The 25413-nt window shown below is 40.3% G+C and carries 25 protein-coding genes; 1 reads left to right on the forward strand and 24 read right to left on the reverse strand.

The window, feature by feature from the left end; translation table 11 throughout:
* Nucleotides 1-72 precede the first annotated feature (72 nt).
* The gene (locus tag B4Z90_RS13385; protein ID WP_286802489.1) at nt 73-966 is read left to right on the forward strand and encodes an AraC family transcriptional regulator; all 894 of its coding nucleotides are present in this window, start codon (nt 73-75) and stop codon (nt 964-966) included.
* A 165-nt stretch (nt 967-1131) separates the two neighbouring features.
* Here B4Z90_RS13385 and B4Z90_RS13390 read toward each other — a convergent pair whose 3' ends face one another.
* The 24 genes from B4Z90_RS13390 to B4Z90_RS13505 all read right to left on the reverse strand — a co-directional run bounded on the left by B4Z90_RS13390 (nt 1132) and on the right by B4Z90_RS13505 (nt 25393).
* The gene (locus B4Z90_RS13390; RefSeq protein WP_286767464.1) at nt 1132-1911 is read right to left on the reverse strand and encodes an enoyl-CoA hydratase/isomerase family protein; all 780 of its coding nucleotides are present in this window, start codon (nt 1909-1911) and stop codon (nt 1132-1134) included.
* A 5-nt stretch (nt 1912-1916) separates the two neighbouring features.
* Nucleotides 1917-4391 (reverse strand): DUF5686 family protein, encoded by a 2475-nt coding sequence (locus B4Z90_RS13395; protein WP_286767463.1) that lies wholly within the window; start codon nt 4389-4391, stop codon nt 1917-1919.
* 192 nt (nt 4392-4583) lie between these two features.
* The gene (locus B4Z90_RS13400; RefSeq protein WP_201639981.1) at nt 4584-5960 is read right to left on the reverse strand and encodes an NADH-quinone oxidoreductase subunit N; all 1377 of its coding nucleotides are present in this window, start codon (nt 5958-5960) and stop codon (nt 4584-4586) included.
* A gap of 17 nt (nt 5961-5977) precedes the next feature.
* On the reverse strand, nt 5978-7420 hold the full coding sequence (locus B4Z90_RS13405) for a complex I subunit 4 family protein (RefSeq protein WP_286767462.1): 1443 nt from the start codon (nt 7418-7420) through the stop codon (nt 5978-5980).
* A 14-nt stretch (nt 7421-7434) separates the two neighbouring features.
* Entirely contained in the window at nt 7435-9357 is a 1923-nt protein-coding gene (gene nuoL, locus B4Z90_RS13410) for an NADH-quinone oxidoreductase subunit L (protein ID WP_115046333.1), read from the reverse strand.
* Between the two features lie 18 nt (nt 9358-9375).
* On the reverse strand, nt 9376-9705 hold the full coding sequence (nuoK, locus tag B4Z90_RS13415; RefSeq protein ID WP_286802490.1) for an NADH-quinone oxidoreductase subunit NuoK: 330 nt from the start codon (nt 9703-9705) through the stop codon (nt 9376-9378).
* Nucleotides 9705-10202 (reverse strand): NADH-quinone oxidoreductase subunit J, encoded by a 498-nt coding sequence (locus tag B4Z90_RS13420; RefSeq protein WP_070560985.1) that lies wholly within the window; start codon nt 10200-10202, stop codon nt 9705-9707. Before B4Z90_RS13420 ends, nuoK begins: the two co-directional genes overlap by 1 nt.
* An 11-nt stretch (nt 10203-10213) precedes the next feature.
* Nucleotides 10214-10723, reverse strand: coding sequence for a NuoI/complex I 23 kDa subunit family protein (locus tag B4Z90_RS13425; protein WP_070560982.1), 510 nt, complete (start codon nt 10721-10723; stop codon nt 10214-10216).
* A gap of 13 nt (nt 10724-10736) precedes the next feature.
* On the reverse strand, nt 10737-11777 hold the full coding sequence (nuoH, locus tag B4Z90_RS13430; RefSeq protein WP_070560980.1) for an NADH-quinone oxidoreductase subunit NuoH: 1041 nt from the start codon (nt 11775-11777) through the stop codon (nt 10737-10739).
* A gap of 8 nt (nt 11778-11785) precedes the next feature.
* A complete protein-coding gene (locus B4Z90_RS13435) occupies nt 11786-12805 on the reverse strand; it encodes a 2Fe-2S iron-sulfur cluster-binding protein (RefSeq protein ID WP_286802491.1) in 1020 nt (339 codons plus the stop codon).
* 30 nt (nt 12806-12835) lie between these two features.
* Nucleotides 12836-14191, reverse strand: a complete 1356-nt coding sequence (nuoF, locus tag B4Z90_RS13440; RefSeq protein WP_286802492.1) for an NADH-quinone oxidoreductase subunit NuoF — start codon at nt 14189-14191, stop codon at nt 12836-12838.
* Between the two features lies 1 nt (nt 14192).
* Entirely contained in the window at nt 14193-14714 is a 522-nt protein-coding gene (gene nuoE / locus B4Z90_RS13445) for a complex I 24 kDa subunit family protein (RefSeq protein ID WP_070560974.1), read from the reverse strand.
* Nucleotides 14707-15942: an NADH-quinone oxidoreductase subunit D gene (locus B4Z90_RS13450; protein WP_070560973.1), complete on the reverse strand. Its 1236-nt coding sequence runs from the start codon at nt 15940-15942 to the stop codon at nt 14707-14709. The genes nuoE and B4Z90_RS13450 overlap by 8 nt, the downstream gene beginning before the upstream one ends.
* Nucleotides 15943-15952: 10 nt before the next feature.
* Nucleotides 15953-16450, reverse strand: a complete 498-nt coding sequence (locus B4Z90_RS13455) for an NADH-quinone oxidoreductase subunit C (RefSeq protein ID WP_070560971.1) — start codon at nt 16448-16450, stop codon at nt 15953-15955.
* Entirely contained in the window at nt 16451-17002 is a 552-nt protein-coding gene (locus B4Z90_RS13460) for an NADH-quinone oxidoreductase subunit B (protein WP_070560969.1), read from the reverse strand.
* Between the two features lie 61 nt (nt 17003-17063).
* Nucleotides 17064-17438, reverse strand: a complete 375-nt coding sequence (locus B4Z90_RS13465) for an NADH-quinone oxidoreductase subunit A (RefSeq protein ID WP_286802493.1) — start codon at nt 17436-17438, stop codon at nt 17064-17066.
* A 118-nt stretch (nt 17439-17556) separates the two neighbouring features.
* A complete protein-coding gene (locus B4Z90_RS13470; RefSeq protein ID WP_286802494.1) occupies nt 17557-19356 on the reverse strand; it encodes a tetratricopeptide repeat protein in 1800 nt (599 codons plus the stop codon).
* Between the two features lie 25 nt (nt 19357-19381).
* On the reverse strand, nt 19382-20308 hold the full coding sequence (locus tag B4Z90_RS13475; RefSeq protein ID WP_286802495.1) for a PstS family phosphate ABC transporter substrate-binding protein: 927 nt from the start codon (nt 20306-20308) through the stop codon (nt 19382-19384).
* 330 nt (nt 20309-20638) lie between these two features.
* Nucleotides 20639-21526 (reverse strand): energy transducer TonB, encoded by an 888-nt coding sequence (locus tag B4Z90_RS13480; RefSeq protein WP_088163319.1) that lies wholly within the window; start codon nt 21524-21526, stop codon nt 20639-20641.
* 31 nt (nt 21527-21557) lie between these two features.
* Nucleotides 21558-22115, reverse strand: coding sequence for an ExbD/TolR family protein (locus tag B4Z90_RS13485; RefSeq protein ID WP_286752824.1), 558 nt, complete (start codon nt 22113-22115; stop codon nt 21558-21560).
* Nucleotides 22116-22139: 24 nt separating this feature from the next.
* A complete protein-coding gene (locus B4Z90_RS13490) occupies nt 22140-22802 on the reverse strand; it encodes an ExbD/TolR family protein (RefSeq protein WP_075990315.1) in 663 nt (220 codons plus the stop codon).
* 100 nt (nt 22803-22902) lie between these two features.
* A complete protein-coding gene (locus tag B4Z90_RS13495) occupies nt 22903-23727 on the reverse strand; it encodes a MotA/TolQ/ExbB proton channel family protein (RefSeq protein ID WP_046673067.1) in 825 nt (274 codons plus the stop codon).
* 432 nt (nt 23728-24159) lie between these two features.
* Nucleotides 24160-24510 (reverse strand): translation initiation factor, encoded by a 351-nt coding sequence (locus B4Z90_RS13500; RefSeq protein ID WP_070560961.1) that lies wholly within the window; start codon nt 24508-24510, stop codon nt 24160-24162.
* Nucleotides 24511-24514: 4 nt separating this feature from the next.
* Nucleotides 24515-25393 carry a diacylglycerol/lipid kinase family protein gene (locus B4Z90_RS13505; RefSeq protein ID WP_286734148.1) on the reverse strand — a complete coding sequence of 293 codons (879 nt, stop codon included), beginning with the start codon at nt 25391-25393 and terminating at the stop codon, nt 24515-24517.
* Nucleotides 25394-25413: the final 20 nt, after the last annotated feature.

The following is a 25413-nucleotide window of genomic DNA, read 5'->3' on the forward strand; positions in this document are numbered from 1 at the left end:
CATGTAAGTGAACACGATAAACATGTAAAATATTACTATTTTTATACGAATAACCAAAAATAAGCTCGATCTATGAAACAAAACCAAGATGTCATCGCTGAAGGATTCAAAGGAGAAGAGGCGATTGTCCTTCCCTATGCCGTATGCAATTACCTGACAGGCAACAACATCACATCAAAATTACACATCACACATATCGGCTATTATCCCAATGCTAAAAAACACTACCGTGATCGTCAAGAAGGATGTAAGGAATATATTCTGATTTATTGCGAAGATGGAAGCGGTTGGATAAAACAGGATGAAACAACGCACAACCTTAAAAGAAACGATATATACATTATCCCGAGAGATAGCGCTCATTGCTATGGAGCAAAATCAAATGACCCCTGGAGCATCTATTGGATTCATTTCGACGGCACAGATGCAGTTCTTTTTCAACATATCATGGGCGAAGTGATTCATATAGATGACGCGGATTCAAACAAACATGCCAACCGCATCCAGCTCTTCGAGAGCATCTACAAAAACCTGGAAATGGGGTATAGTCCAGAAAATTTGGAGTATACGAGTTTTTGCTTTCAATATTTTTTAGCGTCCATTCAATATCAGGCTCAGTTTAGAGAAGGTAACCGAATTCAAGTAGATAATATCATACAGGACATCATTATATTTATGAAAGACAATCTGGAAAACAATATCAACTTGGATGATATTTCAGCACATTTCAACTATTCCAAGTCACATCTTATTAACTTGTTCAAGCAGAAAACATCTTACCCACCCATGGTGTATTACAATCAACTCCGTATGCAAAGGGCTTGCTCCTATCTGCAATTTACCCTACTTAAGATTAAAGAAATCGCATTCAAACTCCATTTTTATGACCCCTTTCATTTTTCAAAAGCGTTTACACGGGAAATGAAAATGTCGCCACAGGAATATCGCAAAAAATATCAAAAATAATGTCGGTTAAAGCTTTCTGATTCAGATTCATGAGCCATCTTAACCAATGCCTCAAAACGATTGGCGCTCAATCCGAACCTCCTTTCTTGGTCTTATTTTACCTCTTCATCGATACTCAAACCTGACAATACACGGCAATATAGCATTTAGCGAAGTGCTGCGGTATTATTCAAAATTGGGTATCCTTTTCGCTAAAAATGCGGAAACACCTTCTTTGAAATCTTCTGTTCCGAACAGATGTCCGAAAGCATCCATTTCCACCTTACTCCCGTTTTGTTGTTTATCTTCAGCAGCGTTAATAGCAGTAATAGCATTTGCCACTGCAACGCGAGAGCGCGTAAATATCTTATGGAGTATTTCCTCCGCACGGGCAATTAGTTTATCCTGTGCGATCACCTCATTGACCAATCCTAGTTCATAGGCTCGCTGCGCGTCAATCATATCACCCGTTAAAATCATTTGCATAGCCTGTCCTTTTCCGATCAACTTGGGTAAACGCTGCGTACCACCATAACCCGGAATCAGTCCCAAAGAAACCTCCGGCAGTCCCATTTTTGCATTGTCAGACGCTATACGAATATGGCAGGCTAAAGCCATCTCCATCCCTCCGCCTAAAGCATACCCATTTATTGCAGCAATAACTGGCTTCGGAGAACCTTCAATAAGGTCCGAAAAAATAATATGTCCTCGTTCACTGAGCCACCGTGCTTGAATTACAGATAAATCCATAAATTCCTTAATGTCTGCCCCTGCAGCGAATGCTTTAAGCCCAGCGCCTGTCAGGATAATACCTCTTACGTGGTCATCGGCATTGAAATGCATGAAGATATCTTGCAATTCGTCAAGGGTTTCCTGATTCAACGCATTCAGCTGGGGTTCGCGATTAATGATAACATAGCCGATGCTATCTTTAATCACATAATTTAAATTTGAATATTGGACCATAATTGCTAAAAATTAAAATGTAAGGATGCTGTAAAGGTATCAGAAGGTATGCCTTCACCACCACTATAGCTTAATCTCTTTTTATACTCTAATCTAATCAATTTAAAGATATTATCCACCCCCACTAGCCCTTCTACATACGGTTTGTTACGCACTGCTTTTGTTTGGATAATACCATTTTTGTCCGCTTCAAACTGAATATTTTCGGGCGTTACAAAGGGGTTGTTGGCATCGCTTAACTTTCCATAAAAAGCCTTAAATCCCGTCACTTCACGCCATTTTAACCGCCTGAACAACGGAATTCTATTGAAAAAGAAACCATTCCAGTTGTGGTAATAGGTCAGTTTCAAAAACTGGTCTGAAACAAATTCCGAGGTAGCCATCAAGTCAAAATTCACCAACGGTCCCTGCTTATCTCTATTGACATCAGGGAGTTCCAGTAAGGTATAAGGCAGATGTTTCCCCCAAATTCTTCCTCCTGAAAACTCAAAATCCGCCTGCCCCGCTGGGGATAAAAATAGTCGTTTGAAAATGCTAAAGCGTAATGCATCATAACTATAGTCTGCGCCCCAAAATCCTTTCAGTCCTTTATTATATTGCAGGGTAAAAATGGGATATTTGTTTTCTACGGTTCCTCTGTCGAGATTATGATAAGTAAATTCTTCATTCGGAGCCCAACGTAAAATCAGCTGTAGGTCATTTGTATTGACTTGTCGGACAGTATCAGGTAAAGGTAGGCTATTAATATAAAACAAGTCAGCGCGCGGTTGTCTGCGGGTATGCGTAAACGCCGTTCCTACGCTAACATGGTTCCCAAATTCGATCAGATGATCGATACGATAGATATCATTAAATTGCCATTTATTAGGCCTGTTTTTCCCAAAAGAACGGAAGAAACCATCCCCTTTTAAAAAACCCAAACCTCGCCCCGGTTCCATGACGTCATGCTGTACTGTAAAGCGTAAATAATTTGCCGGAAACTGAACAATACGTTCTCCATTTAAAGTAAATGCCGTACTCAGGTAGTACTTTAGCTCTTTGTCCTTATCGCCATAGGCTGTGTATCCTTCAATGTAGGCTTTTTCCGAAAATAAACGCGTCGTCCGACCACTCAGGCGCACACGATTCCCCTCGTAATTATTGCGGCTATAAAGATATTCCAGTGGACCAAATTCAACTTTCCCGGCATTATAATATCCCTTTGCTAACAAATAACCCAATGCGACCAACTGATTAAAAGAACGCATATTCTGTACCGAATCAACCTTTTGATAGGCTCCTAATTCAGCATGGCTTAACGGAGTTGGTCTAACCCCTACAATGGGCACCTGCGGTGCGGACTGGAGGAGATACCTCTTTTCAACTGGTACACCAACAAAATTCTCATTCGAAATAGAATCTGTGCGATGTCCCAAGTATTGGGTTTCCCTGCGTCCATACAATACATCTGACTTGCTCCCACCAAATAACATTTTTAGATCTGCACGAACAGGGAGCATGCTACCATTTTTAAATTCACTATAGCTGAGATCTATTTGCACGTCATTGATCCAATTGATATTTGCAGAACGTCCGATATTCAAAGTCGCGCGATGAACAGCATACCTTGTATCATCTGAGATCAGAAGATCACCGTAGAAGAGCAGATCAATAGCCGATTTACCTTGAAAATGGAGCTCAATATAATCCTTGCCTTCGATCTTGACCGTATCTTGAATTTTGTACCTATAAAACGCTGTAGCACCTGCAGCAATTGGGCTCAAGACTCCTTTGTTTGTGATCTGAATTGTATTATCATAGAGATCAACATCACGGAGTATCGTTTGAAACCGCGTCTGCCAATTGTCATTGTTAAAAAAGCGTGGATTTAATTCGGTCTGGTTGTGGCTGATGACAATCTTCTTACTACGATCTGGATTATGGGATGAATAGACATTTGCATAGTTTTCTTCCAAATAAAAGGGTGCAATGGTTTGCCCCCGAAAAGCGGTAGAATCTATATTTTCAAAGAGGAATCGGAATGGTTTCGGAAATTTCTTCGCTTTATCTTCAGGATTGACAAAACCAAACTGCGTCTTTTCATACTCATCAAAACGAATTTCAGGTATGCGGGTGTAATGATTTTGTGGTCGATGTGCAATAACCTGTTCAATCAGTGCTATAGCAGGATCTTTGGTTTTTTTGTTTTTTCGATTGACCACGACCTCCTCTAATGTGTTATTTGAGGCAATTAAGTGCACGGTCAGCATTGAATCCTGTAAACGACGAACATCCACCGTACGCCGCTCATACCCCACCGCTCCAAAGACAAGCTGTCTGTATTTCTTGATATCCAGAATCTTAAAAAACCCAAGGGTATCGCTGCTACCACCGCTATCTCCATCAAGCCAGTTAATTGAAACCCTTGAAATACCCTTGCCTGTTTGTGCATCAATGACCTTTCCACGAATAAAGTCCTGTGCAATTACTTTTCCACCCATACAGAAGAATAGTAACACACTTAAAACACGAATCGAAAAAGATTTAACACACACTTTAAACGCCATCTGCAATTTGATAGGATTTCTTTTTTACAATATACAATTTGTATGCAAGAGTTATACCAATAAAAATAAAAAAAGCACAGCGAAATCGCCATGCTCTAATAAACAACAAGTATTTTAACAGAAACTTTATATTAATTTTAAAAGGCAGTCTGGATATACCCCAATTAAGATTGTAAGCGCTACGGCAAGGAATAATACAAATGAATAATTCCACTGTACATTGACACAGGATTCGTCACTGTCTCTAAAGTACATCGCAACAACAACTTTCAAGTAGTAATACACGGCAATTCCTGCATTGATTACAGCCAATACAAGCAAAACAATATGATAATTTTCCATAACAGAAGAAAACATCATAAACTTACCGATAAATCCAGCTGTCAGTGGTATACCCGCAAGAGAAAGCATTGCTATCGTGATGGCAAATGCGAGCAAAGGATTTCTCTTGCCCAAGCCATTGAAAGCTTCAAAATGTTCAGAACCGGTCGTTTTCTTGACTAGGATCAATCCTGTAAAAGCAACAATGGTGGCTAGAGAGTAGGCAAGGCCATAAGCAAAGATACTATTAGCCGAGGTAGCCCCAACTGCTACAATCGCAAATAACATATACCCGGCATGCGAAACGCTCGAATAAGCAAGCATACGTTTGAAGGAAGACTGCATTAATGCAGAAATATTTCCAACAAATAAGGTGAGAATGGCGATCACTAAGAAAACCGGCGTCCAAAAATCTTGTAAAGGCAATAGACTATAACTGAATAAACGTAACAATCCAGCAAAAGAAGCAACTTTAACCACGGTGCTCATATAACTCGTAATCAATATCGGAGCCCCATCATAAACATCTGGTGTCCAAAAATGAAAGGGAACAGCGCCCACTTTGAACGTCAGTCCTACAATGAGAAGCAATATACCCCCATAAAACAACGGTGAAATTGCCTGCGGGTTATTGACAACATAGTCTTTGATTTCACTTAAATCAAATGATCCTGTGGCACCGTACAAAAGGGCAATACCAAACAATAGAAAGCCCGTAGAGAAAGCCCCCATCAAAAAGTACTTCAATGCAGCTTCATTTGATGCTTTGTCTCTTTTACGTATACCCACCAAAATGTAAAGCGCTACAGACATAATTTCAATACCTAAAAAAAGCATTGAAAAATTATGATAACTATTCACAAGAACAGCACCTGTGAGGGAGAAAATTAATAAGGAATAATATTCCGCAATTTGTCCCTCCTCATCAAAATATCCCTTTGAGATAACAAAAATGCACAAGGTAACTGCGATACATAAGATTGAGAAGGCAATAGCAAAATGATCAAAATGAACCATCCCACTATAGAGCGGTCCACTGGTCGAAGTCCAATCATTCCATAAAAAACCAATAGCGACCAAGAAGCCAAGAATAGAAACAGGCAGTAGCATAGATTTCATCTTGAATAAACCAAGATAAAGGACGACTAATGCTAATATCGAAAGTGTAATTATTGCACCCATACAATTAAATATATCTATTATCTGCCTAAAAATGTACTTAAAACTTCCACGGAACCTGCAGAAAGGTTCAATAGGAAATTAGGGAATATACCAATATAAAGGATCAAGACGGAGACGACTGTCAATACAATAAGTTCCGTTCCTTTTACATCTTCAAATTGTACAGTTTTTTCGGTCGTTTCCCCCAACATCGTTCCTTGGTAAAGCCTAAGGATATAAACTGCGCCCAGAATTAAGGTTAAACCCGCGAAAACAGCAAACCAAAATCCATACTGAAAAACGCCTTTCAATAATAAAAACTCACCAATGAATCCATTCGTTAATGGTAAACCCACTGCCCCCATACAAATAATCATAAAGAAGATGGCCAAACGAGGCGCCTTGCTTGCTATTCCGCCAAGCGCTGTGAGACTACGCGTCTGTGTGCGCTGCTGTATAATATCCAACACATAAAAAAGCCCGATCACAGAAATACCGTGATTTAACATTTGAATAGTTGCTCCACTCAGGCCATTCGTATTCCATGTGAAGACACCGGCACTAATTAAGCCAACGTGGGCTATTGACGAATACGCGATCAATCGCTTCACATCGTCCTGTTTAATTGCGATAATGGAAGCATAAACGATCCCAATAACGCATAAGATCATTGCAAAATGCCCATACAGCGCAACACCAGTTGGTGCGATAGGCAATAGCCAACGCATTAAACCGTAAACCCCCATTTTGAGCATGATACCTGCCAACAACATCGTGCCCGCTGCAGGTGCGTTTGTATACGTATTGGGTTGCCAAGTATGAAAAGGAAAAATTGGTATTTTGATGGCGAAAGCGACAAAAAATGCCCAAAATAACCACCGCTGCGTATTTTCTCCCAAATCTAAGGCAATAAATGAGGTCCATTCAAAATCACGGTTGGGCACTTGTTGATAGAGATAAAGAATACCGATCAACATCAAAAGGCTACCCAAAAAAGTATAAATAAAAAATTTCAAATTTACGCGAATACGATCTCCTTCACCCCAAAGCGCGCAAATAAAATAAATCGGTATCAAGGCAATCTCCCAACCCACATAAAAAGTAAAAGCATCCAGGGCCATAAATACGAGCAATAAGCCCGCTTGCATAAAAGCCATTAATGCATAAAAGTTTCCTTTATACTCCTTCTTAAAGGTAGTAGCAATGATTAAAGGCATCAATCCATTTGTCAATAAGATCAACGGCAAGCTAATTCCATCAACGCCGATATGAAAATGAATATGCAACGAAGAAATCCATAGCCAATTTTGTTCAAATTGCATTCCGCCATTTGCGTCGAAAGTACAGAGGAACGGAATAGTCAAAGCCAAAGACAGTAATGATAAAATCAAGGCAATAGACTTTGCAGCATTGGTCTTTAAGAACGTTAGAATCAATGCGCTTATTAACGGCAATAAAATAAGTAAAAACAAGTTATCCATCGATTACACCAAAATTAAAGACTCAACAATCCATAGATGAAAATGGCAATCACCCCAATTACCATCATCAATAAATAAAAACCAACATTACCATTCTGGAGCAAACGCAATACCTTTCCCGTATCAAATGTTGCCTTACCGGCCCCATTAACAACACCGTCAATACCACGTTGATCCACGACATTTCCGAAGAAAGCCGAGAGCCAATTGATGGGACGTACAATGATGCTATCATAGAGCTCATCCACGTAAAACTTATGGTAAGAAAGATTGCGCAAGAAACCACGCGTACCTTCGCCCTCTTCCTGTAGCTGTTGTCGTTTAACGTATTTATGAAAAGCCAAAGCAACCATAATCAATACTCCAACAACAGAAATGCCCATGAGTAAATATTCCGTACTATGTTCCAAATGATGAGTTGCAGGCATTATCGCTTTTCCCTCTGAAAACACTGGCGTCAGGAAATCCTCAAGCCAATGGTTACCACCCAAAACAGCTGGTAAATTGATCACTCCTCCGATCACAGAAAGTATAGCCAATACAATGAGTGGCACTGTCATACTCTTTGGAGATTCATGCAAATGATGCTTTTGCTCTTCCGTACCACGGAATGTTCCAGAAAAGGTCATAAACAACATCCTGAACATATAGAAAGCCGTCATTAATGCACCAATAAAACCTAAACCCCATAAAACTGGACTCGCAGCAAATGCCCCTGCCAATATTTCGTCTTTGGAAAAGAAGCCGGAGAAGGGTGGAATTCCTGCAATCGCGATTGTCCCCATCAACATCGTCAGATAAGTAATAGGCATTGCTTTCTTCAAACCTCCCATTTTTCGCATATCCTGTTCTTCACTCATACCGTGTATAACAGATCCCGCCCCCAGGAATAGTAAGGCTTTGAAAAAGGCATGCGTCAATACATGGAAAAACGCTCCCGTAAATGCTCCGACACCAAGGCCAAGAAACATATAGCCCAATTGTGAAACGGTGGAATAAGCCAATACTTTCTTAATATCATTTTGTGTCAATGCTATTGCAGCAGCCAATAGGGCTGTACAAATAGCGATCACAGAAATGAGCTGCAAGGTAAACGGTGAAAGGATAAACAGTACATTGGAACGTGCAATCATATAGATACCGGCCGTAACCATCGTTGCCGCATGAATCAGGGCCGAGACGGGGGTTGGGCCAGCCATGGCATCTGGCAACCAAGTAAACAAAGGTATCTGCGCCGATTTACCTGTTGCAGCAATAAACAACAAAATGGTAATGCTAACGACTGTGATATCACCAACAGCAAAATTCTTGGCCGCAGGAAATACAGTTGAAAATTCTAAGGATCCAAAAGTTCCAAGGATTAAAAATACCGCAAGTAGAAAACCTAAATCACCTATTCTATTCATCACAAATGCTTTTTTTGCCGCATTCGCATACGAACTATTCTTATACCAAAAGCCGATCAATAAATAAGAACATAGCCCTACACCTTCCCAGCCGATGAACATGACCAGGTAATTGGATCCCAATACCAATAGCAACATAAAAAAGATAAAGAGATTCAAATAGGCGAAGAACTTACCAAATCCATGATCATGATGCATATAACCAATCGAATAGACATGGATAAGGAAACCAATCCCTGTAACGATCAGGAGCATGATGGCACTTAGTGGGTCTACCAAAAAGGACAGACCGATCTTGAGATTGCCCACCGCAATCCAGTCAAATACATGTTGTTCTATAATACCTGCTTGTCCAGCTTGCCTCGCTTGGTAGACTTCGGAGAAAAGAATACAGCTGCATACAAAAGAAATAAGCACTACAGCGCTGCCAACAGCACCTATCATACCTTTGGAGAAGGCATTCCTACCCAATCCGTTCACAATAAACCCGATTAAGGGCAAAAGGGGAATCAACCAAACTAATTCACTCATCGTATTTATTTCTAAGTTCTACCAACGAAGTTTATTTAAGGAATCGATATCCACAGACTTCGTATTCCGATATACCATAATAATAATCGCTAGGCCTACAGCAACTTCTGCCGCTGCCAATGCCATGATAAAGAAGACGAAGACCTGTCCTGACGAATCGCCATGCTGCACTGAAAAAGCAGCTAAAAGAAGATTCACCGCATTCAGCATCAATTCAATAGACATCATAATAATAATGACGTTACGGCGAATAAGAACACCGATAACACCAATAACGAAAATAATCGCACAAAAAATCAGATAATGATTTATTGGCACCCCCTGCAACTGTTGAACAAATGTTTCCATTAGATTTGTTTAGGTTCTTTCTTAGCTAATAATATTGCTCCAATCATTGCTGTCAATAACAATAATGATGATAACTCAAAAGGAAGCAAAAATTCGTTAAACAACACCTTACCCAGATTCTTAACCAACCCTATTTCCGGATTAACAACAGTTAAGGGATTAGAAATGTCAAATACGCGGTATACACCGAAGAAAGTCACCAATAGGCAACAACCGGCGATAGCACCCATAAACTTAACCAGATTGGATTTCATGGGTTCGGTATCCTTGTTCAGGTTGAGCAGCATCAGTACAAATAAAAACAACACCATGATGGCTCCCATATATACGATGAAATTCACCACAGCCAAAAACTGTGCATTCAAAAGAATATAATGTATTGTAAACGTAAAAAACGTAATGACCAGATACAGTACACTGTGTACAGGATTTTTTGTAAAAATGGTCAGCAGCGCAAAGAAAATAGACAAGAAGGCTACAAAATAAAATACTGTCATAATTTCCTGGTTTAGCTCTTTAATTTGGTAATATCAAAAGTTGGTTCTACCAATTTATCTTTTCCATAGATAAAATCCTTACGTAGGTAATCTGCTGTCACATGCGGTCCATCCAGATAAATCGCTTCTTTAGGACAGGCCTCTTCACATAGACCACAGAAAATACAACGCAACATATTGATTTCATATACCGACGCATACTTTTCCTCGCGGTAAAGATTCTCTTCACCTTTTTTCCGCTCGGCGGCAGTCATTGTAATCGCCTCTGCCGGGCAGGACAAAGCACATAATCCACAGGCTGTACAGCGCTCACGCCCTTCCTCATCACGTTTGAGCGAGTGCTGCCCCCTGAAGTTTTTCGAATAAGGTCTTATTTCCTCCGGATATTTAATGGTTGGAATTTTCTTAAAAAAATGCCTTAATGTAATGCGCAAACCTTTGATAATAGCCGGAAAGTATATTCTTTCCGAAAATGTCATCGGTTTTTGTTCAATTACTTTTTTACGATTGGTTAGTTGCATAAAAAGTCCTTTCTTATGAGAAATAAGTATCTTTAATCAATGTAAATACACCTGTGAGTACAATATTGGCAATTGCCAATGGAATCAGCATCTTCCAGCCCAGATTCATCAATTGATCGTAGCGGAAACGTGGTAAAGTCCAACGGACCCACATAAAGAAAAAGATAAACAGCAATATTTTAATGAAGAATACTACTACCCCGATGATCGTGATCATATTGGCCGACAATCCCAGATCATTCATAAAGGGGAAATTATAACCGCCAAAATAAAGTGATGCCATCAATGCAGAGGAAACGAACATGTTAATATATTCGGAAAACATATAGAGTCCCAATTTCATGGAGGAGTACTCCGTATGGTAACCACCGACAAGCTCTGTCTCACATTCCGGTAAATCGAAAGGAACCCGATTACATTCGGCAAAAGCACAGACCATAAAAATGATAAACCCTAGCGGCTGCGCCCAGATATTCCAATTGACAAAACCCGACTGCTGCGCAACGATTTCCTTTAAGGAGAGACTTTGTGTCACCATCAATAAAGCGATAATTGACAATCCCATGGCGATCTCATAACTGATGCTCTGTGATGCTGCACGAATAGCCCCCATAAGCGAGAATTTATTATTGGAAGCCCAGCCGCCCAACATAATACCATATACACCTAATGCAATCACACCAAACATATACAATATACCAACATTAACGTCGGCCACCTGCAAGGAAACGACCCGCCCCCCAATTTGCAATTCCTGTCCCCAAGGGATAACCGCCGAGCTAATACAGGCCGTTATAATAGCGATGGTAGGCCCTAGGATAAAAAGAACTTTGTGTGCCCCTGCTGGGATAATTTCCTCCTTAAAGAAGAATTTACCACCGTCACAAAGCGGTTGCAAGATACCAAATAGACCAGCCCGGTCAGGACCATATCGATCCTGCATAAAACCCGCAATTTTACGCTCAGCAAGTGTCGAATACATCGCAATCACCAGGGTGACAACAAAAATAACAGACACCAGTATTAATTTTTCTATGACAAAAGACCACTCCATGTTTGTGATTATTTCAATTTTTCCGATCTAGCTAACTGTTCCCGATTTTGTTCCTGCAATATTGGATTTTCTTTAATGACTTTTGGCGGATTAAATAACTCGTAGTGATTGGCAGAAATAACAGAATGTGGATCTATTTCTGTTGGTTCCTCCAAAATCCAATCGCTTGTTTTTTTCTGATCAAAGCGGCAGGTATTACAGATAAATTCTTCCACTTCACCAAACTCATCCTTTCGAGCAGTTACCCGAATGACCTCTTCTCCCTTATACCATAAGGTTACTTTACCTGAACATGTCGGACAATCGCGATGTGCATCGACAGGCTTTGTAAACCATACCCTGTTCTTGAAACGGAAGGTTTTATCCGTCAAAGCTCCCACAGGACAAACATCAATAACATTTCCGGAGAAATCATTGTTGATGACATTCTCAATATAAGTCGATATTTCGGCGTGATCTCCTCTTCCTAGGATACCATGTACACGTTGGTCGGTCAACTGATTGGCGACATAAACACAACGGTAACATAGGATACAACGGTTCATATGCAATTGGATCTTATCGCCCAGATCAATTCGTTCGAAGGTACGACGATCGAATTCGTAGCGTGTATTAGCGCTGCCGTGTTCATACCCAAGATCCTGCAATTTACATTCACCAGCCTGATCGCAGATTGGACAATCCAAGGGATGATTGATCAATAAGATTTCAACAACACCTTTTCTTGCTTCCACCACCTCTGGCGAAGTAATATTTTGTACTTCCATACCGTCCATCACCGTCGTACGACAAGAAGCCACCAATTTTGGCATCGGCCTCGGATCTTTTTCAGATCCCTTGGAGACTTTGACCAAACAGGTACGGCATTTACCGCCACTTCCCTCCAGTTTGGAGTAGTAACACATTGCCGGAGGGACTATATCTCCACCGATCTTTCTCGCTGCATTTAATATGCTTGTCCCAGGAGCAACCTCTACCGGTATACCATCGATGGTGACCTTAAACTTTACATCTTCCGCTTCTGCCATGATATAATTAATTTATCGTTACAGCTTCTATTATGATACTATTGGTTGTAAAGGATCAGCATAATGTGCCAGTCCATAATTCCGTGTTTGTGACTCTTCCGGATGAAGAATATGCCATTCAAATTCATCCCTAAAATGTCTTATTGCTGCTGCCACAGGCCATGCTGCCGCATCCCCTAATGGACAAATTGTATTCCCTTCAATTTTTCGCTGCACATCCCACAGCAAATCAATGTCTGACATCGAGCCGTGACCACTCTCGATCTTATGCAGCACCTTCTCCATCCAACCCGTTCCTTCACGACAAGGTGAGCACTGCCCACAGCTTTCATGATGATAAAAACGCGCAAAATTCCAGGTATTACGCACCACGCACTGATCCTCATCAAATACGATGAAACCACCCGACCCGAGCATTGTCCCTGTTTGGAAACCACCATCCGCCAATGACTCATAAGTCATCAACCGGCTATTTCCTGCCGCAGTTTTCAAGATCAAGTTAGCGGGTAGGATTGGAACCGAAGAGCCTCCAGCTACGACAGCTTTCATTCGTTTCCCATTGGCAATACCACCACAATATTCATCCGAGTAAATAAACTCTTCCACAGGCAGACCGAGTTCGATCTCATAGACCCCTGGTTTTACAATATTTCCGCTAGCGGAAATTAATTTTGTCCCGGTACTACGCTCCACGCCGATTTTAGCATATTCTTCACCGCCCAAATTGATAATGGGCACTGTGGTCGCAATAGACTCCACATTATTCACCACTGTCGGGCAGTTATATAAACCTGCTATCGCTGGAAAAGGCGGTTTAATACGCGGATTACCCCGTTTACCTTCTAAAGATTCTAATAAAGCTGTTTCCTCACCACAGATATACGCTCCACCTCCCGGTTGAACATAAATCTCCAGATCATAGCCCGAGCCTAAAATATTTTTACCCAAAAAACCTTTTTCCTTGGCTTCAGCAATGGCCCGCTCCAGAATTCTTATTTGCGGCATCATCTCTCCACGCACATAGATATACGATGTATGAACTCCTAAGGCGAAGCTGGATACAATCATTCCCTCAATGAGCGCATGTGGGATGTGCGTCATCAAATAACGGTCTTTGAATGTTCCTGGTTCAGACTCGTCGGCATTACAGACCAAATAGCGTGGCACCCCTTCAGGTTTAGCCAAAAAGGACCATTTCATGCCCGTAGGAAAACCAGCTCCCCCACGTCCACGTAATCCAGACTTCTTAACCTCTTCAACAACATCCTCAGGAGACATTGTCTTTACTACTTTTTCAACAGCAACATAACCACCTTTTTGTCGATAGACCTCAAAGGTATTGATGCCAGGAACATCGATATGAGTCAACAAAAGTTTACGTGCCATATTATTCTGTTTTAGCTTTTAAATTATCAATCAATTCGTCGACTTTATCTTCTGTCAGATTCTCATAGAATGTATATTCAGGGCCGATCTGTAAGACTGGTCCAAAACCACAGGCGGCCAAACATTCTACACCCCGCCAAGAGAAAAGCCCGTCAGCGGTGACCTGACCTTCCTTTACGCCGAGCTTTTGCTCTAAATGCCCCATGATACGCTCTGCACCGACCAAACAACAAGGTCCGGTACGACAAATCTCCAGTACATATTTTCCTTTAGGTTGCAACAGGAACATGGTATAGAAGGTTGCCACCTCATACACCTCAATAGGCAATATATTCAGGTAAACAGCAACCTTATCCATCGCATCTGCGCTTACCCAGCCATATTCCGCCTGAACCAGATGTAAAATGGGCAATAAGCCTGATTTTTGCTTTCCTTCGGGGTAACGACTTACCACTTCTCCAAACTTGGCTAACAATTCTGGAGAAAACGTTACATTTTCATTATGTTGTTTTACACTAAGCATCTAATTCTCCGGCTATAACGTTAAGACTACTCATATTTATAATGGCATCTGAAATCAGCATTCCTGCACTCATTGGCGCGAACATTTGATAATTGACAAAAGAAGGTCTTCTAAAGTGAAGACGATAAGGTGACCGTCCACCGTCATGAATCAGATAAAAACCAAGTTCACCATTTGCCCCTTCGACCGCATGATAGACTTCGGCTTTCGGTGTGTCCACCTCACCCATGACGATTTTAAAATGGTAGATTAAAGCTTCCATATTGGTATACACCTGCTCTTTCGGTGGTAAATAGAAATCAGGCACCTCTGCATGGAAGACACCTTTAGGCTCTTTCTCAATTTTCGCTAATGCCTGCTCTATAATGCGAAGTGATTGCCACATTTCGGCATTTCGAACCATGAAACGGTCATATACATCGCCTGTCGTGCCAACAGGTACGTCGAAATCAAATTCTTCATATGAGCAATAAGGATTCTGTACCCGCACATCGTAATCTACACCTGTCGCCCGTAAAATAGGGCCAGACCAGCTATAATCCAGTGCATCTTCTGCTGTTACAGCAGCAACGCCTGAAGTCCGCTCAATAAAAATACGGTTACGAACAAACAACTCTTCAAACTCTTGCAATACCGGCGGATAGCGTTTTAGAAATTCACGTATTTTCTCAAAGGCTATAGCATTGAAATCACGTTCGAAGCCTCCAATACGACCAATGTTCGTTGTCAGGCGAGCGCCACAGATTTCTTCAAAGATTTCGTAGATAAATTCACGCTCCTGCATCACATACAAAAAGCCCGAAAAAGCCCCCGTATCTACCCCCAAAATACCATTACAAATAATATGATCTGCAATACGCGCAAGCTCCATGACGATAACACGCATATACTGCACCCGCTTAGGAATCTCGATCTTGAGTAGTTTTTCAACGGTCATATGCCAGCCCATATTATTGATTGGAGACGAGCAATAATTTAGACGATCGGTCAAAGGCGTAATTTGATAAAAAGGCCGATGTTCAGCAATTTTCTCAAATGCACGGTGAATATAGCCAATCGTGGAAACTCCGCTAACAATCCGTTCACCATCGATTTGCACGACATTCTGAAATACACCGTGCGTAGCCGGATGTGTGGGACCAATATTTAGGGTAATCAACTCATCCTGTGGATCATTATCATCAAAGACAGGCTGATTAGCTGTTATCTTGCTTATAAATTCGCTCATATCGTATAAATTAACGGCCGAAATACAAATCTTTCTTATCTACGCGATTTGGATCCTCTAAAGGATATTCCTTACGCATTGGAAACACCTCCATATCATCTACATTCAAAATTCTTCTCAAATCGGGATGTCCTATAAAATTGACACCAAAAAAATCGAAGGTTTCACGTTCCATCCAATTTGCACCTCTCCAAACGACTGTTGCCGTTGGAATCTCAGGATTTGGTCCATGCAAAAAGACCTTCACGCGGATTCGGATATTATGAACGAGACTTTGAATATGGTAAACTACAGCAAACTCCTTTTCTAAATGTGGATAATGTACCGCCGTAATATCCGTGAGATGAATAAACTGCAATTCGTTATTCGATTTTAAGAAACGAAGTACATCAATCACATCTTCCATATCAACAACAATGGTCAATAGACTGTGTGCATCTTGAATTTCGTTAATCTTTCCCGGAAAATTTCCTTGGAGCTTATCCAATAAAAAACTGTTTTCCATCATCTATTTATTTGTATGTATTCCGTACTTCTCAAGCAGCGCTTTGTATTCGGGCGTATTTCTCCGGTTCAATGATTCATTTTTTACAATATCCTGCAGACGCAATACACCATCCAAAATTGCTTCCGGGCGGGGAGGACAACCAGGCACGTACACATCAACCGGTATGATTTCGTCTATTCCTTGTAGAACAGAATACGTATCGAAAATACCACCACTCGATGCGCAAGCTCCTACAGCGATTACCCAGCGCGGCTCGGCCATCTGTATATATACTTGTCTTAATACAGGCGCCATTTTTTTAGCGATTGTCCCCATCACCAAAAGCATATCTGCCTGACGGGGCGAGAAACTAGGACGTTCAGCGCCAAATCTGGCCAAATCGTAAGTAGAGCCCATCGTTGCCATAAACTCGATACCACAGCAGGATGTGGCGAAGGGCAAAGGCCATAACGAGTTAGCTCGGGCCAAGCCAATGGCTTTGTCCAAACTTGTCGCAAAAAAACCTGCGCCTTCTACTCCCGGAGGAGCTTCTGCCAATTTTATATCACTCATGAAAAGTCGATTTATAGGTTTAAGTATTGCTGGCCCAAAGAGCCAACCATCACGGGAATATCTAATCCCAACTCAATGCTTTTTTCTTGATCACATAGATAAAGCCCAACAAGAGCAGTCCCATGAAAATAAACATCTCGATCAAGCCTTGTAATCCCATCTCCCGGAAGTTTACAGCCCACGGGTACATGAAAATGACTTCAACATCAAAAATCACAAACAGGATAGCCACCAAGAAATACTTGATAGAGAAAGGCTGCCTGGCATTTCCGACAACTTCAATCCCCGACTCAAAAGCTCCAAGCTTGTTTTCCGTGCGGACCTTTGGTCCGATAAGATGTGTAATAATTATGGTACTTACTCCAAATCCTACAGCAACTAGAAGCTGTATAAATATAGGCAAGTAGTCTATCGGCATACTATTGGCTTGCTCCATCTCAATTCAATTTATATTGGTAACTGTCTCTAAATATAGAGATTCCAAGGTAAAAAACAAAACAAAAAAGGCGCAGATATTACTATCTGCGCCTAATTTAGAATGATTTTACTTAAGCCTATTTGATCCCTTGTAAATAGCCTTTAACAGCTTCATTCGTTGGATCTATTGCCAATACTTTCTGGAAGCTCTCCTTCGCTTTAGGAAGATCTTGCTTCACATAATAGTAAAGACCGATATAGGTATTCGCATCGATTAAATAATTTTTATTTTTCTCTTGCGCACCACGTTGATTGATTGTTTCAATCAATTTTTGGAAGGATGCTACGAAATCACCTTTAGGCTGCTCCAGATTGTCCGCAGTTAAAGCTGCAAAAGCCTTGTAATAAAGCGCATTGATCAGATATTTATCCTGTGCTTCTTTATTGTCTGTCGTTTCAATAACGGATAAGAAAGTCTGTGATTTTTGCAAATCGGCAATTGCTTTGTCTCTCAATTCTTGATTAACGACTACTTGTTCTTCATTCTTACTAGCAGCATCTTCCTTTGCACCGATTTGGTAATAGGCTTCTCCGGCATAGTAGTTTGCATCAAACAAATATGTTTTGTTATCTTTATAAGAAGCAACTAGCTCGAATAAAGAGGCTGCTGTCTGCAATTCTTGCTCTTGGTATTTAGCAAATGCCAACTCAGCTGTTTCGCCCAACAATTCTTTGTCTAAATCAATTGCTTTCTTAATATCGGCAATACCCTTTTGAATATTCGCTGTATTCTCTGCTGTCAATACCGGAGCCGCAGTAGCTGTACTATCTGCACCAGCAGCTGCTGGTTTTGGGCTATTTGCAGCAATCTCAGACATACCTAGATACATATAATCCAATGGAATTACACGATCTTTTTCCATTTTGCTAAACATCTGGTTTAAGTACTCCAATGCTTTCGGATAATCCTTTGCTTTTTGGAAAGCGATATAACCCAAATAACGATAGATTTTTGGATCTACAGAAGGGTTTTGCGCCAATTCTTCAGAAACTACCTTCAAATCGTCGTATTGACGCGCGTAAACCAAGAAATCGGCATAACGGATTTTAGCTTCCAATGAATTATCACCCGCAACTTCCAGGTATTTTTTGTATTGCTCAACACCTTTTTTATTTAACTCGACATATTTCTCGTCAGAAGTACCCGGCAATCTAGACCATTGGTTATATGTTTCAGCCAACTCACGGTAAGTAGGTGCATATGCCGGAGTTTCCGCCGCAATAGCTTCCAACTGTGTGATAGCCTCATCAAAAGCCTGCGCACCACGTACGATCACAGCCTGTCCAACTTTCGCTTGTACTGAATTTGGATCGATATCAGTCGCTTCACCATAGCTTGTATAAGCCAATGAACCTTCTTTTAAACCACGGTATGCATCACCTAATGCGATAGGAATTGCAACATCTTTTTTGTTTTTTTCTTTCGCTTGCGTTAGGTATTCCAGAGCTTTCGCATAATCGGGTTCTGGCGTTTTTATATATGCACGACCGATTTCCAATAATGGTTCATAATCTTTTTTACCTAATTTTGCGGTTGCCAAAGCGAATTTAGATTCAGCGCTCGCTTTATCCTTTTTCATTAAGTCAACATAGCCCAAACCTACATTATTGATTGTAGCCTTTGGATCAGCAGCCAAACCTTGGTTGAAAATCGCAGCGGCAGAATCTGCTCTGTCGTTTACCAAATAAATTTGACCCAAATAGAAATAATTATCTCCATTCTTAGGTTGCTTAGTCACTAACTGTTGAAGGATAGTTTTCGCTTTACCATAATTTTCAGCCTCGATGGCTGCTCTAGCATCTTTCAAACTTTGTGCACTTACTGTGCCCACAGATCCCGCCAATAAAAGACTAAATAATAATTTACTGTTTGTCATAATCTATTTTTGTACTATTTATTATCTATTTAATATAACTTTCATCTCTAATAATGATCTCTCGTCCAGGCATTGTAGCAGGAACCAATCCAGCTTTCAATACAATACGTTGTCCACGATCTCCTGTCAAAAAGGCACTGAAGCCTAAACCTAAGCCCATATTCGGCTGATAGTTCATAATGTAGACAGGTCTTATAAAAGGATATAAGCCGTCGGCGATAGTCGATTGGGATGGTCTATAAAAACTGACCTTTTCGCCCTCCTTACCAACACTTTCGATGCTCAATGTACGAATTTTATCCAATAAATTCGAATTTTTTTCTACAGCTTTTAAATACCAATTATAACCAATAACGCCCACCGTATTCGCATTCTCGCTCACATATTTCATGACATCCTCACTATCTTTCAAAGCAGAAACAGCTTTCGGATCGATTTTGTTCAATTTAAAATAATCTTTCAAATAGCGCAGTGTGCTTGAATTGGAATTGTCAAAGATCAGTCGTTGTCCTGCTAAGTTACCTTCCAACAAAGACTTAACGTCTTTTTGAGGCATTATAGTATCAGCACTGTTACGATTATTGATCAATACAACAGCATCCGAAGCAATTTGAAATATCTTTGGCTGAATACCGCGTTTTCTGAAATAGCTATCTTCTTCATTTGTCAACTTTCGCGTCAAAACAACCACATAGGCCGAATCGCCAAGCAATGCATTCACCGCTTTAATTTCAGGACGAGCAATAAGCTCCAAACTCGAATTTGGATAAGAGCTCTCAAACACATCGGCAGATTCTTGGATAATAGGCAACAAAGTTTGATCCACAATAACGGGCAGCTTACCTGTTAAAATATCATCGCCCTCTTTCGCTTGCATTGTTTTATTTTTGCAGGAAACTAAAATGCCCATACAGATGCCAAGCATCACAAGAACCATTTTATATTTTCTCATATGATACATCATAAAATAAGACAGTTTAATTAAAAAATAGTTTAATTTTTGAAGAGAGAATTGGTTGTAGCCAAAAAGAAGAGGGCAGTTAATTAAAAATTATTTTGCCAAAGCCGTACAAATCGCATAAAAGAATACAGGATCAATACGACACCAAAGATTGTTTTGTAGGTTGGATTAATCTCAATGGGAAAATTGTCCCAGAATATAATCAAAAGGCCCAAAACAAAATAAAAGCCAAACATAAATAGTCCCAAAATAGACAGAAACCGCTTCAGAGGCGATTTCTGTCTAAAATTTGAACTATTATTCGAATTAAAATTTGTCATTCTAATTTTGAAGGTTCAATCGAATTGGTAAAGTGTACGCTACACGAACTGGACGACCATTTTGAATACCAGGTTTCCATTTCTTCGCTTTCTTAAGCAACCTTACGGCTGCATCACCAGTACCATATTTCAAATCGCGTTTGATATTGATGTCTGTTAAGCTACCATCTTTTTCTACAACGAAAGATACCTCAACGACACCATTTACACCATTTTCAGTTGCCGCAGCTGGATACTCGTAGTTTGAACCTACCCAAGACATAAATGCTTGCATACCGCCTACAGGCATTGGCTGAACCTCGATGGCATTAAATGGAAGAATTTCATCTCCATTACCATTTGGATCGCCTTTTGCAGCACCAGTGATTGCGCCATCTTGTTTCTTCGAACCAAATTCACCACGTGCAACAGAAGTACCAGTCGGGCTACCTTTCAAAGTAATACGCGCTGGAGTTTTATTTGGATCTTTCAACTCTTCCTGAGAAGCAACTTCTTCCACAACTTTGTTTGCAGGAGCTACTTTAGGTTCAGGGAAACGAACCAAATCTTCTTTCGGTACATCCATAGCCACTTGTTGAGGTTTTTCTTCCGGTTCTTGTGGAAGCGGCTCCTCTTCTTCAGGCTCTGGTGGTTTGATTTCTTCAAGGTCTTCCAAAGTAACTTCAGTTACTGCAGGAGGAGCCTCAACGGCTTTCTTCGGGAACAGCTTACTTCCATAAACACTAAGGAAACTGGCTATGACTACAATGCCGATAACGACAAGAAGTCCCCTGTTAGTCGCTTTAGGCGCTAGCTTACGAAGCTCATAAGCTCCGTACTCCTTATTGCGGCCCTGAAAAACGACGTCAAGCCATTCTTTCTTAAAAATATCTAATTTTGACCCTATCATCTTATTTTAGTTTTTTGTGTCAATCTAATAACTAATCATTATAGATATTGTCACGTTTTAACACTTCCACTTCCTCTGGAGTAATCTTACCGATCATATAGCGTTTTACGTCTACAATTTTCATCTCGTCAAGAATGTCAACCAGATTACGTTGTGTACATTTATCACTAGGTCTTATGATTACGATCATGTCTTTACCGCCTGAAACGCGAGGTACATATGCCTTTTTCTCCATCAGTACCTTACGAATCCCATCTGCACCGTAACCAGCGACAGTAGGACCTTCGATCGGACGAGCAACTTGGCCATATACCCAAGAGACTTTATTGTCAGAACCCAATAAAATTGTCAGGGAACGATTATCTGCTGTAAGCAATTCATCGCTTTGTTGTTCCTTAATTTTATTTTTGTCTGGCATAGCCACATCCATCGCTTGCGGTTTATTTAAGGACGTGGTCAACATGAAGAAGGTAATCAACAAGAATGCCAAATCCACCATCGCCGTAAGGTCGACCTTACCGCCATTCTTCTTGGATCTTACTTTCCCGCCTTTGCCTTTTTTACCACTATCCTGATTTAATTCTGCCATTGTTTGTTCTTATTAAATCGTCAATTATTTCTCCTCAGCACGCATGCCTGTTATGAAACTAAATTTGTTTTGCTTTTGATTCCGCAACGTTTCAATAACTAAATTAACCGAAGGATATTTTTCATTCGCATCTGCTTTGATAGCCATCTTTAAAGGTCCTGGATGCACGAAGTTTTTATCTGATGCCTCTTTTTCCTTATTTACTTCCTCAGCTGCAAGACGGGCATTTTGAACCCAGTAATACAATTCATTTGAAGTATTCTCTGTACTATCAACCGGGATACCAGTTTGCAAACCTTTTTCTGTACGCTTACTTCCATCCAGGGCCAACAATCCTTTCAATTTAGACATTGGTACACCAAAGTTTTCCATCAATTTGAAACGATCATAATCTTCTTGTGAAAAGCCAACGCCATACTTTGCTGACATTCTTTCTAGTGCTTTTACGCGAACCTGTTGATCAGTCGTACCGAAGAAAACTTTACCTTGATCGCCTATTGTGATCATACCCACATTTGAATCAGGTAACTTATCTTTCGTAGTCGACGCTGGGGTATCCACCGTCAATGCTTCCGGTTGGCGCGCAGTCGCCGTTAAGACGAAGAACGTAAGCAGTAAGAACGATACGTCACACATCGCTGTCATGTCGATCGACGTACTGGCTCTTTTTACTTTTGCTTTACCCATTTTAAATTCTTCTTTTTAAATTAAAACTCAATCTTCTATCCTATGATGCTTTTGATTTTTGATTTCCATAAAATAAAATCAAAAATTTTCATCATAGTTCTTATTTGTGGTTTGCAGCGTATGTTTGTACGATTGAGAAACCAGCTTCGTCGATAGAGTAAGTTAATTTATCGATTTTTGCAGTAAAGATGTTATACAATACGATAGCGAATGTTGAAGTCGCGATACCAGTTGCTGTATTGATCAAGGCCTCAGAGATACCGTTTGCCAATTTAGCTGAATCTGGAGCACCACCTGTTGCCAATGCCGAGAAGGCTTTGATCATACCTGTTACCGTACCCAATAGACCACATAATGTACCGATAGAAACTAATGTAGCGATAACGTTCAAGTTTTTCTCTAACATTGGCATTTCTAATGCTGTAGTTTCTTCGATTTCTTTTTGAATTGCGATAGTAGCTTTTTCAGTGTCAACGTTAGGATCTACTGATACTGCTTTGTATTTCAATAAACCAGCTTTAACTACGTTTGCTACTGAACCTTTTTGTTTGTCACACTCAGCGATTGCTGTGTCGATGTTTCCACCATTAATCAACGTTTGGATTTTTCTCACAAAGTTTCCAACGTTTCCTGTACCAGATGCTTTGTTAATAACGATTAAACGTTCTACTGAGAAAACCCATACCATCAAGAATAAACCAAGCAAAACAGGTACGATAGCCCCAGCATGGTAAACCATTCCTAAGTAGTTACCTGGATTTGGAGCATTTTCAGGATTGTTGTCAACGAAGTTAGTTGGATTACCCATCACAAATTTCCATACACAGAAACCCACGATGAAACAGATGATGATTGCAGCTTGAGCAAAGAAAGATCCTCCGTTGTTGCTCTCTTGTTTTGCAGCAGTTTTAGGTGCGTTTGCCATTTTTCTAATTTTTAGTTTTTTACTGTTGTTTAAATATATAATGTTGTTTAAATTATATGCACTTTTATTCGCTTTTGAAACCAATTTTGCAAAGCAAATTTAATATTTAATGTCAAATTTAAAATATTCCTCTTAAATATATAAAAAAAATCAAATTTGTTTTTAAAACTGAATACACCATTAATCCGTGTTATTTTTCTCAGCAGTTCCCGTTATATAATCATTGCTACTCTATGCTAAATCGCTTATTCGCAATAATTATTTTACAATGAAAGCCATTTTTTTTTTGATATGCAAGAAAATCCAGGATTTTAAACGACAAAAAGTAAGTGATTACTCATGTTTTTGAACAATCAGACATCCTACATTTAAAGCATACTTGCCTAATAGACAATTCATTAGATTTACCACTATTCTGCTGGATATACTTGTTTAACCACCAACTAATTTTACGCGATACCCCTCTTTAAGTAACAAATCATAGATCTTTTGTTTAAACTCGCCCTGAATGATGATCTCCCCATCCTTCACTGTTCCACCAACTCCGCACTTCGTTTTCAACAATTTACCTAAGTTCTCCAAGTCGTCCACTTTTCCAACAAAGCCCGTGACCAACGTAACAACTTTCCCCTTCCGCATTTTCCGATCAAGCTGCACCTTTAAGTTTTGCTGATTTACAGGTAACGTATCTGCTTCCTGAAAAAAATCGGCCAGCTGATAGCTGAAGCTGTCATCTGTCGAATATACAACGCCCTCATAGGACTGTTTCTTATTTTTACTCATGATCTTAACAAATTATCTTTAACGCTTTTGGCATAATGGAAATATCCAATTTATCGCCAAGTTCAATCGGCTCCCCATCCACATGAACCGGGGACACCTTATCAATCTCAATCTGTATATTCTTCCCCGGAATAATCTCGACATAACTGGATTGATCCGCCGATTTATTAAAAAGATGGAAAATCATCTTTGGCAAAATATAAAGTGGAAACTTGTGCACGATACAGACATCTAAAATGCCATCGTTAACCGAAGCCTGCGGTGCTATATAAGCATTATTACCATATTGGGGAGAGTTCGCCACACTGATCATAAAGGCCTGCCTTTCGTACACCTTTCCATCAATTGTCAATTTATAATGTGCCGGTTGGTATTTACTGAGCACATTAAAAACGGACTTCATATACCCCAAAGGTCCACGAATATTTTCATTAGCAAAATTTTCACTTACGGATGCATCAAAACCCAAGCCAGCGATATTAAAAAAGCGTCTATCATTAATTACTCCACAATCCACTTCTATTGATTCAAAACGATTAATCCGACGGATAGCTGCAGCCTCATTCATTGGAACTCCCAAGTAGAGCGCCAGGCCGTTGCCAGAGCCTTCAGGAATAATCCCCAATGGAATTCCAGATCCGACCAAAGCGGATCCCAATTCATTGATCGTCCCATCACCACCGACAGCGATGACTGCATCATAGCCTTCTTTGATCGCTTTCAGCCCAATTTCATAAGCATGGTTCGGTCTCGCTGTTTGTTGGAAAGTAGGATCAAACTTCTGCAGATCAAGCACATCCAGCACCTGTTTTTTAAAGGAAGTTTTATTTTTCCCTCCCGAAATAGGATTAATAACAAACAATATTTGTTTACGTTCTGACATATCCAAAGATAGCGGAAATT

It is taken from the genome of Sphingobacterium sp. UBA5639 (assembly GCF_002421245.1).
GTDB lineage: Bacteria > Bacteroidota > Bacteroidia > Sphingobacteriales > Sphingobacteriaceae > Sphingobacterium > Sphingobacterium multivorum.

Coding starts and splice junctions, on each gene's coding strand:
- B4Z90_RS13500 (WP_070560961.1), bottom strand. CDS start 24,510: ATGAGTAAAAATAAGAAACAGTCCTATGAGGGCGTTGTATATTCGACA.
- nuoF (WP_286802492.1), bottom strand. CDS start 14,191: ATGGCACGTAAACTTTTGTTGACTCATATCGATGTTCCTGGCATCAAT.
- nuoE (WP_070560974.1), bottom strand. CDS start 14,714: ATGCTTAGTGTAAAACAACATAATGAAAATGTAACGTTTTCTCCAGAA.
- B4Z90_RS13425 (WP_070560982.1), bottom strand. CDS start 10,723: ATGCAACTAACCAATCGTAAAAAAGTAATTGAACAAAAACCGATGACA.
- nuoL (WP_115046333.1), bottom strand. CDS start 9,357: ATGAGTGAATTAGTTTGGTTGATTCCCCTTTTGCCCTTAATCGGGTTT.
- B4Z90_RS13420 (WP_070560985.1), bottom strand. CDS start 10,202: ATGACAGTATTTTATTTTGTAGCCTTCTTGTCTATTTTCTTTGCGCTG.
- B4Z90_RS13450 (WP_070560973.1), bottom strand. CDS start 15,942: ATGAGCGAATTTATAAGCAAGATAACAGCTAATCAGCCTGTCTTTGAT.
- B4Z90_RS13405 (WP_286767462.1), bottom strand. CDS start 7,420: ATGGATAACTTGTTTTTACTTATTTTATTGCCGTTAATAAGCGCATTG.
- B4Z90_RS13505 (WP_286734148.1), bottom strand. CDS start 25,393: ATGTCAGAACGTAAACAAATATTGTTTGTTATTAATCCTATTTCGGGA.
- B4Z90_RS13455 (WP_070560971.1), bottom strand. CDS start 16,450: ATGATGGAAAACAGTTTTTTATTGGATAAGCTCCAAGGAAATTTTCCG.
- B4Z90_RS13390 (WP_286767464.1), bottom strand. CDS start 1,911: ATGGTCCAATATTCAAATTTAAATTATGTGATTAAAGATAGCATCGGC.
- B4Z90_RS13435 (WP_286802491.1), bottom strand. CDS start 12,805: ATGGCAGAAGCGGAAGATGTAAAGTTTAAGGTCACCATCGATGGTATA.
- nuoH (WP_070560980.1), bottom strand. CDS start 11,777: ATGGAGTGGTCTTTTGTCATAGAAAAATTAATACTGGTGTCTGTTATT.
- B4Z90_RS13475 (WP_286802495.1), bottom strand. CDS start 20,308: ATGAGAAAATATAAAATGGTTCTTGTGATGCTTGGCATCTGTATGGGC.
- B4Z90_RS13465 (WP_286802493.1), bottom strand. CDS start 17,438: ATGGAGCAAGCCAATAGTATGCCGATAGACTACTTGCCTATATTTATA.
- B4Z90_RS13470 (WP_286802494.1), bottom strand. CDS start 19,356: ATGACAAACAGTAAATTATTATTTAGTCTTTTATTGGCGGGATCTGTG.
- B4Z90_RS13460 (WP_070560969.1), bottom strand. CDS start 17,002: ATGAGTGATATAAAATTGGCAGAAGCTCCTCCGGGAGTAGAAGGCGCA.
- B4Z90_RS13395 (WP_286767463.1), bottom strand. CDS start 4,391: ATGGGTGGAAAAGTAATTGCACAGGACTTTATTCGTGGAAAGGTCATT.
- nuoK (WP_286802490.1), bottom strand. CDS start 9,705: ATGGAAACATTTGTTCAACAGTTGCAGGGGGTGCCAATAAATCATTAT.
- B4Z90_RS13485 (WP_286752824.1), bottom strand. CDS start 22,115: ATGGCAGAATTAAATCAGGATAGTGGTAAAAAAGGCAAAGGCGGGAAA.
- B4Z90_RS13495 (WP_046673067.1), bottom strand. CDS start 23,727: ATGGCAAACGCACCTAAAACTGCTGCAAAACAAGAGAGCAACAACGGA.
- B4Z90_RS13385 (WP_286802489.1), top strand. CDS start 73: ATGAAACAAAACCAAGATGTCATCGCTGAAGGATTCAAAGGAGAAGAG.
- B4Z90_RS13480 (WP_088163319.1), bottom strand. CDS start 21,526: ATGATAGGGTCAAAATTAGATATTTTTAAGAAAGAATGGCTTGACGTC.
- B4Z90_RS13400 (WP_201639981.1), bottom strand. CDS start 5,960: ATGGGTGCAATAATTACACTTTCGATATTAGCATTAGTCGTCCTTTAT.
- B4Z90_RS13490 (WP_075990315.1), bottom strand. CDS start 22,802: ATGGGTAAAGCAAAAGTAAAAAGAGCCAGTACGTCGATCGACATGACA.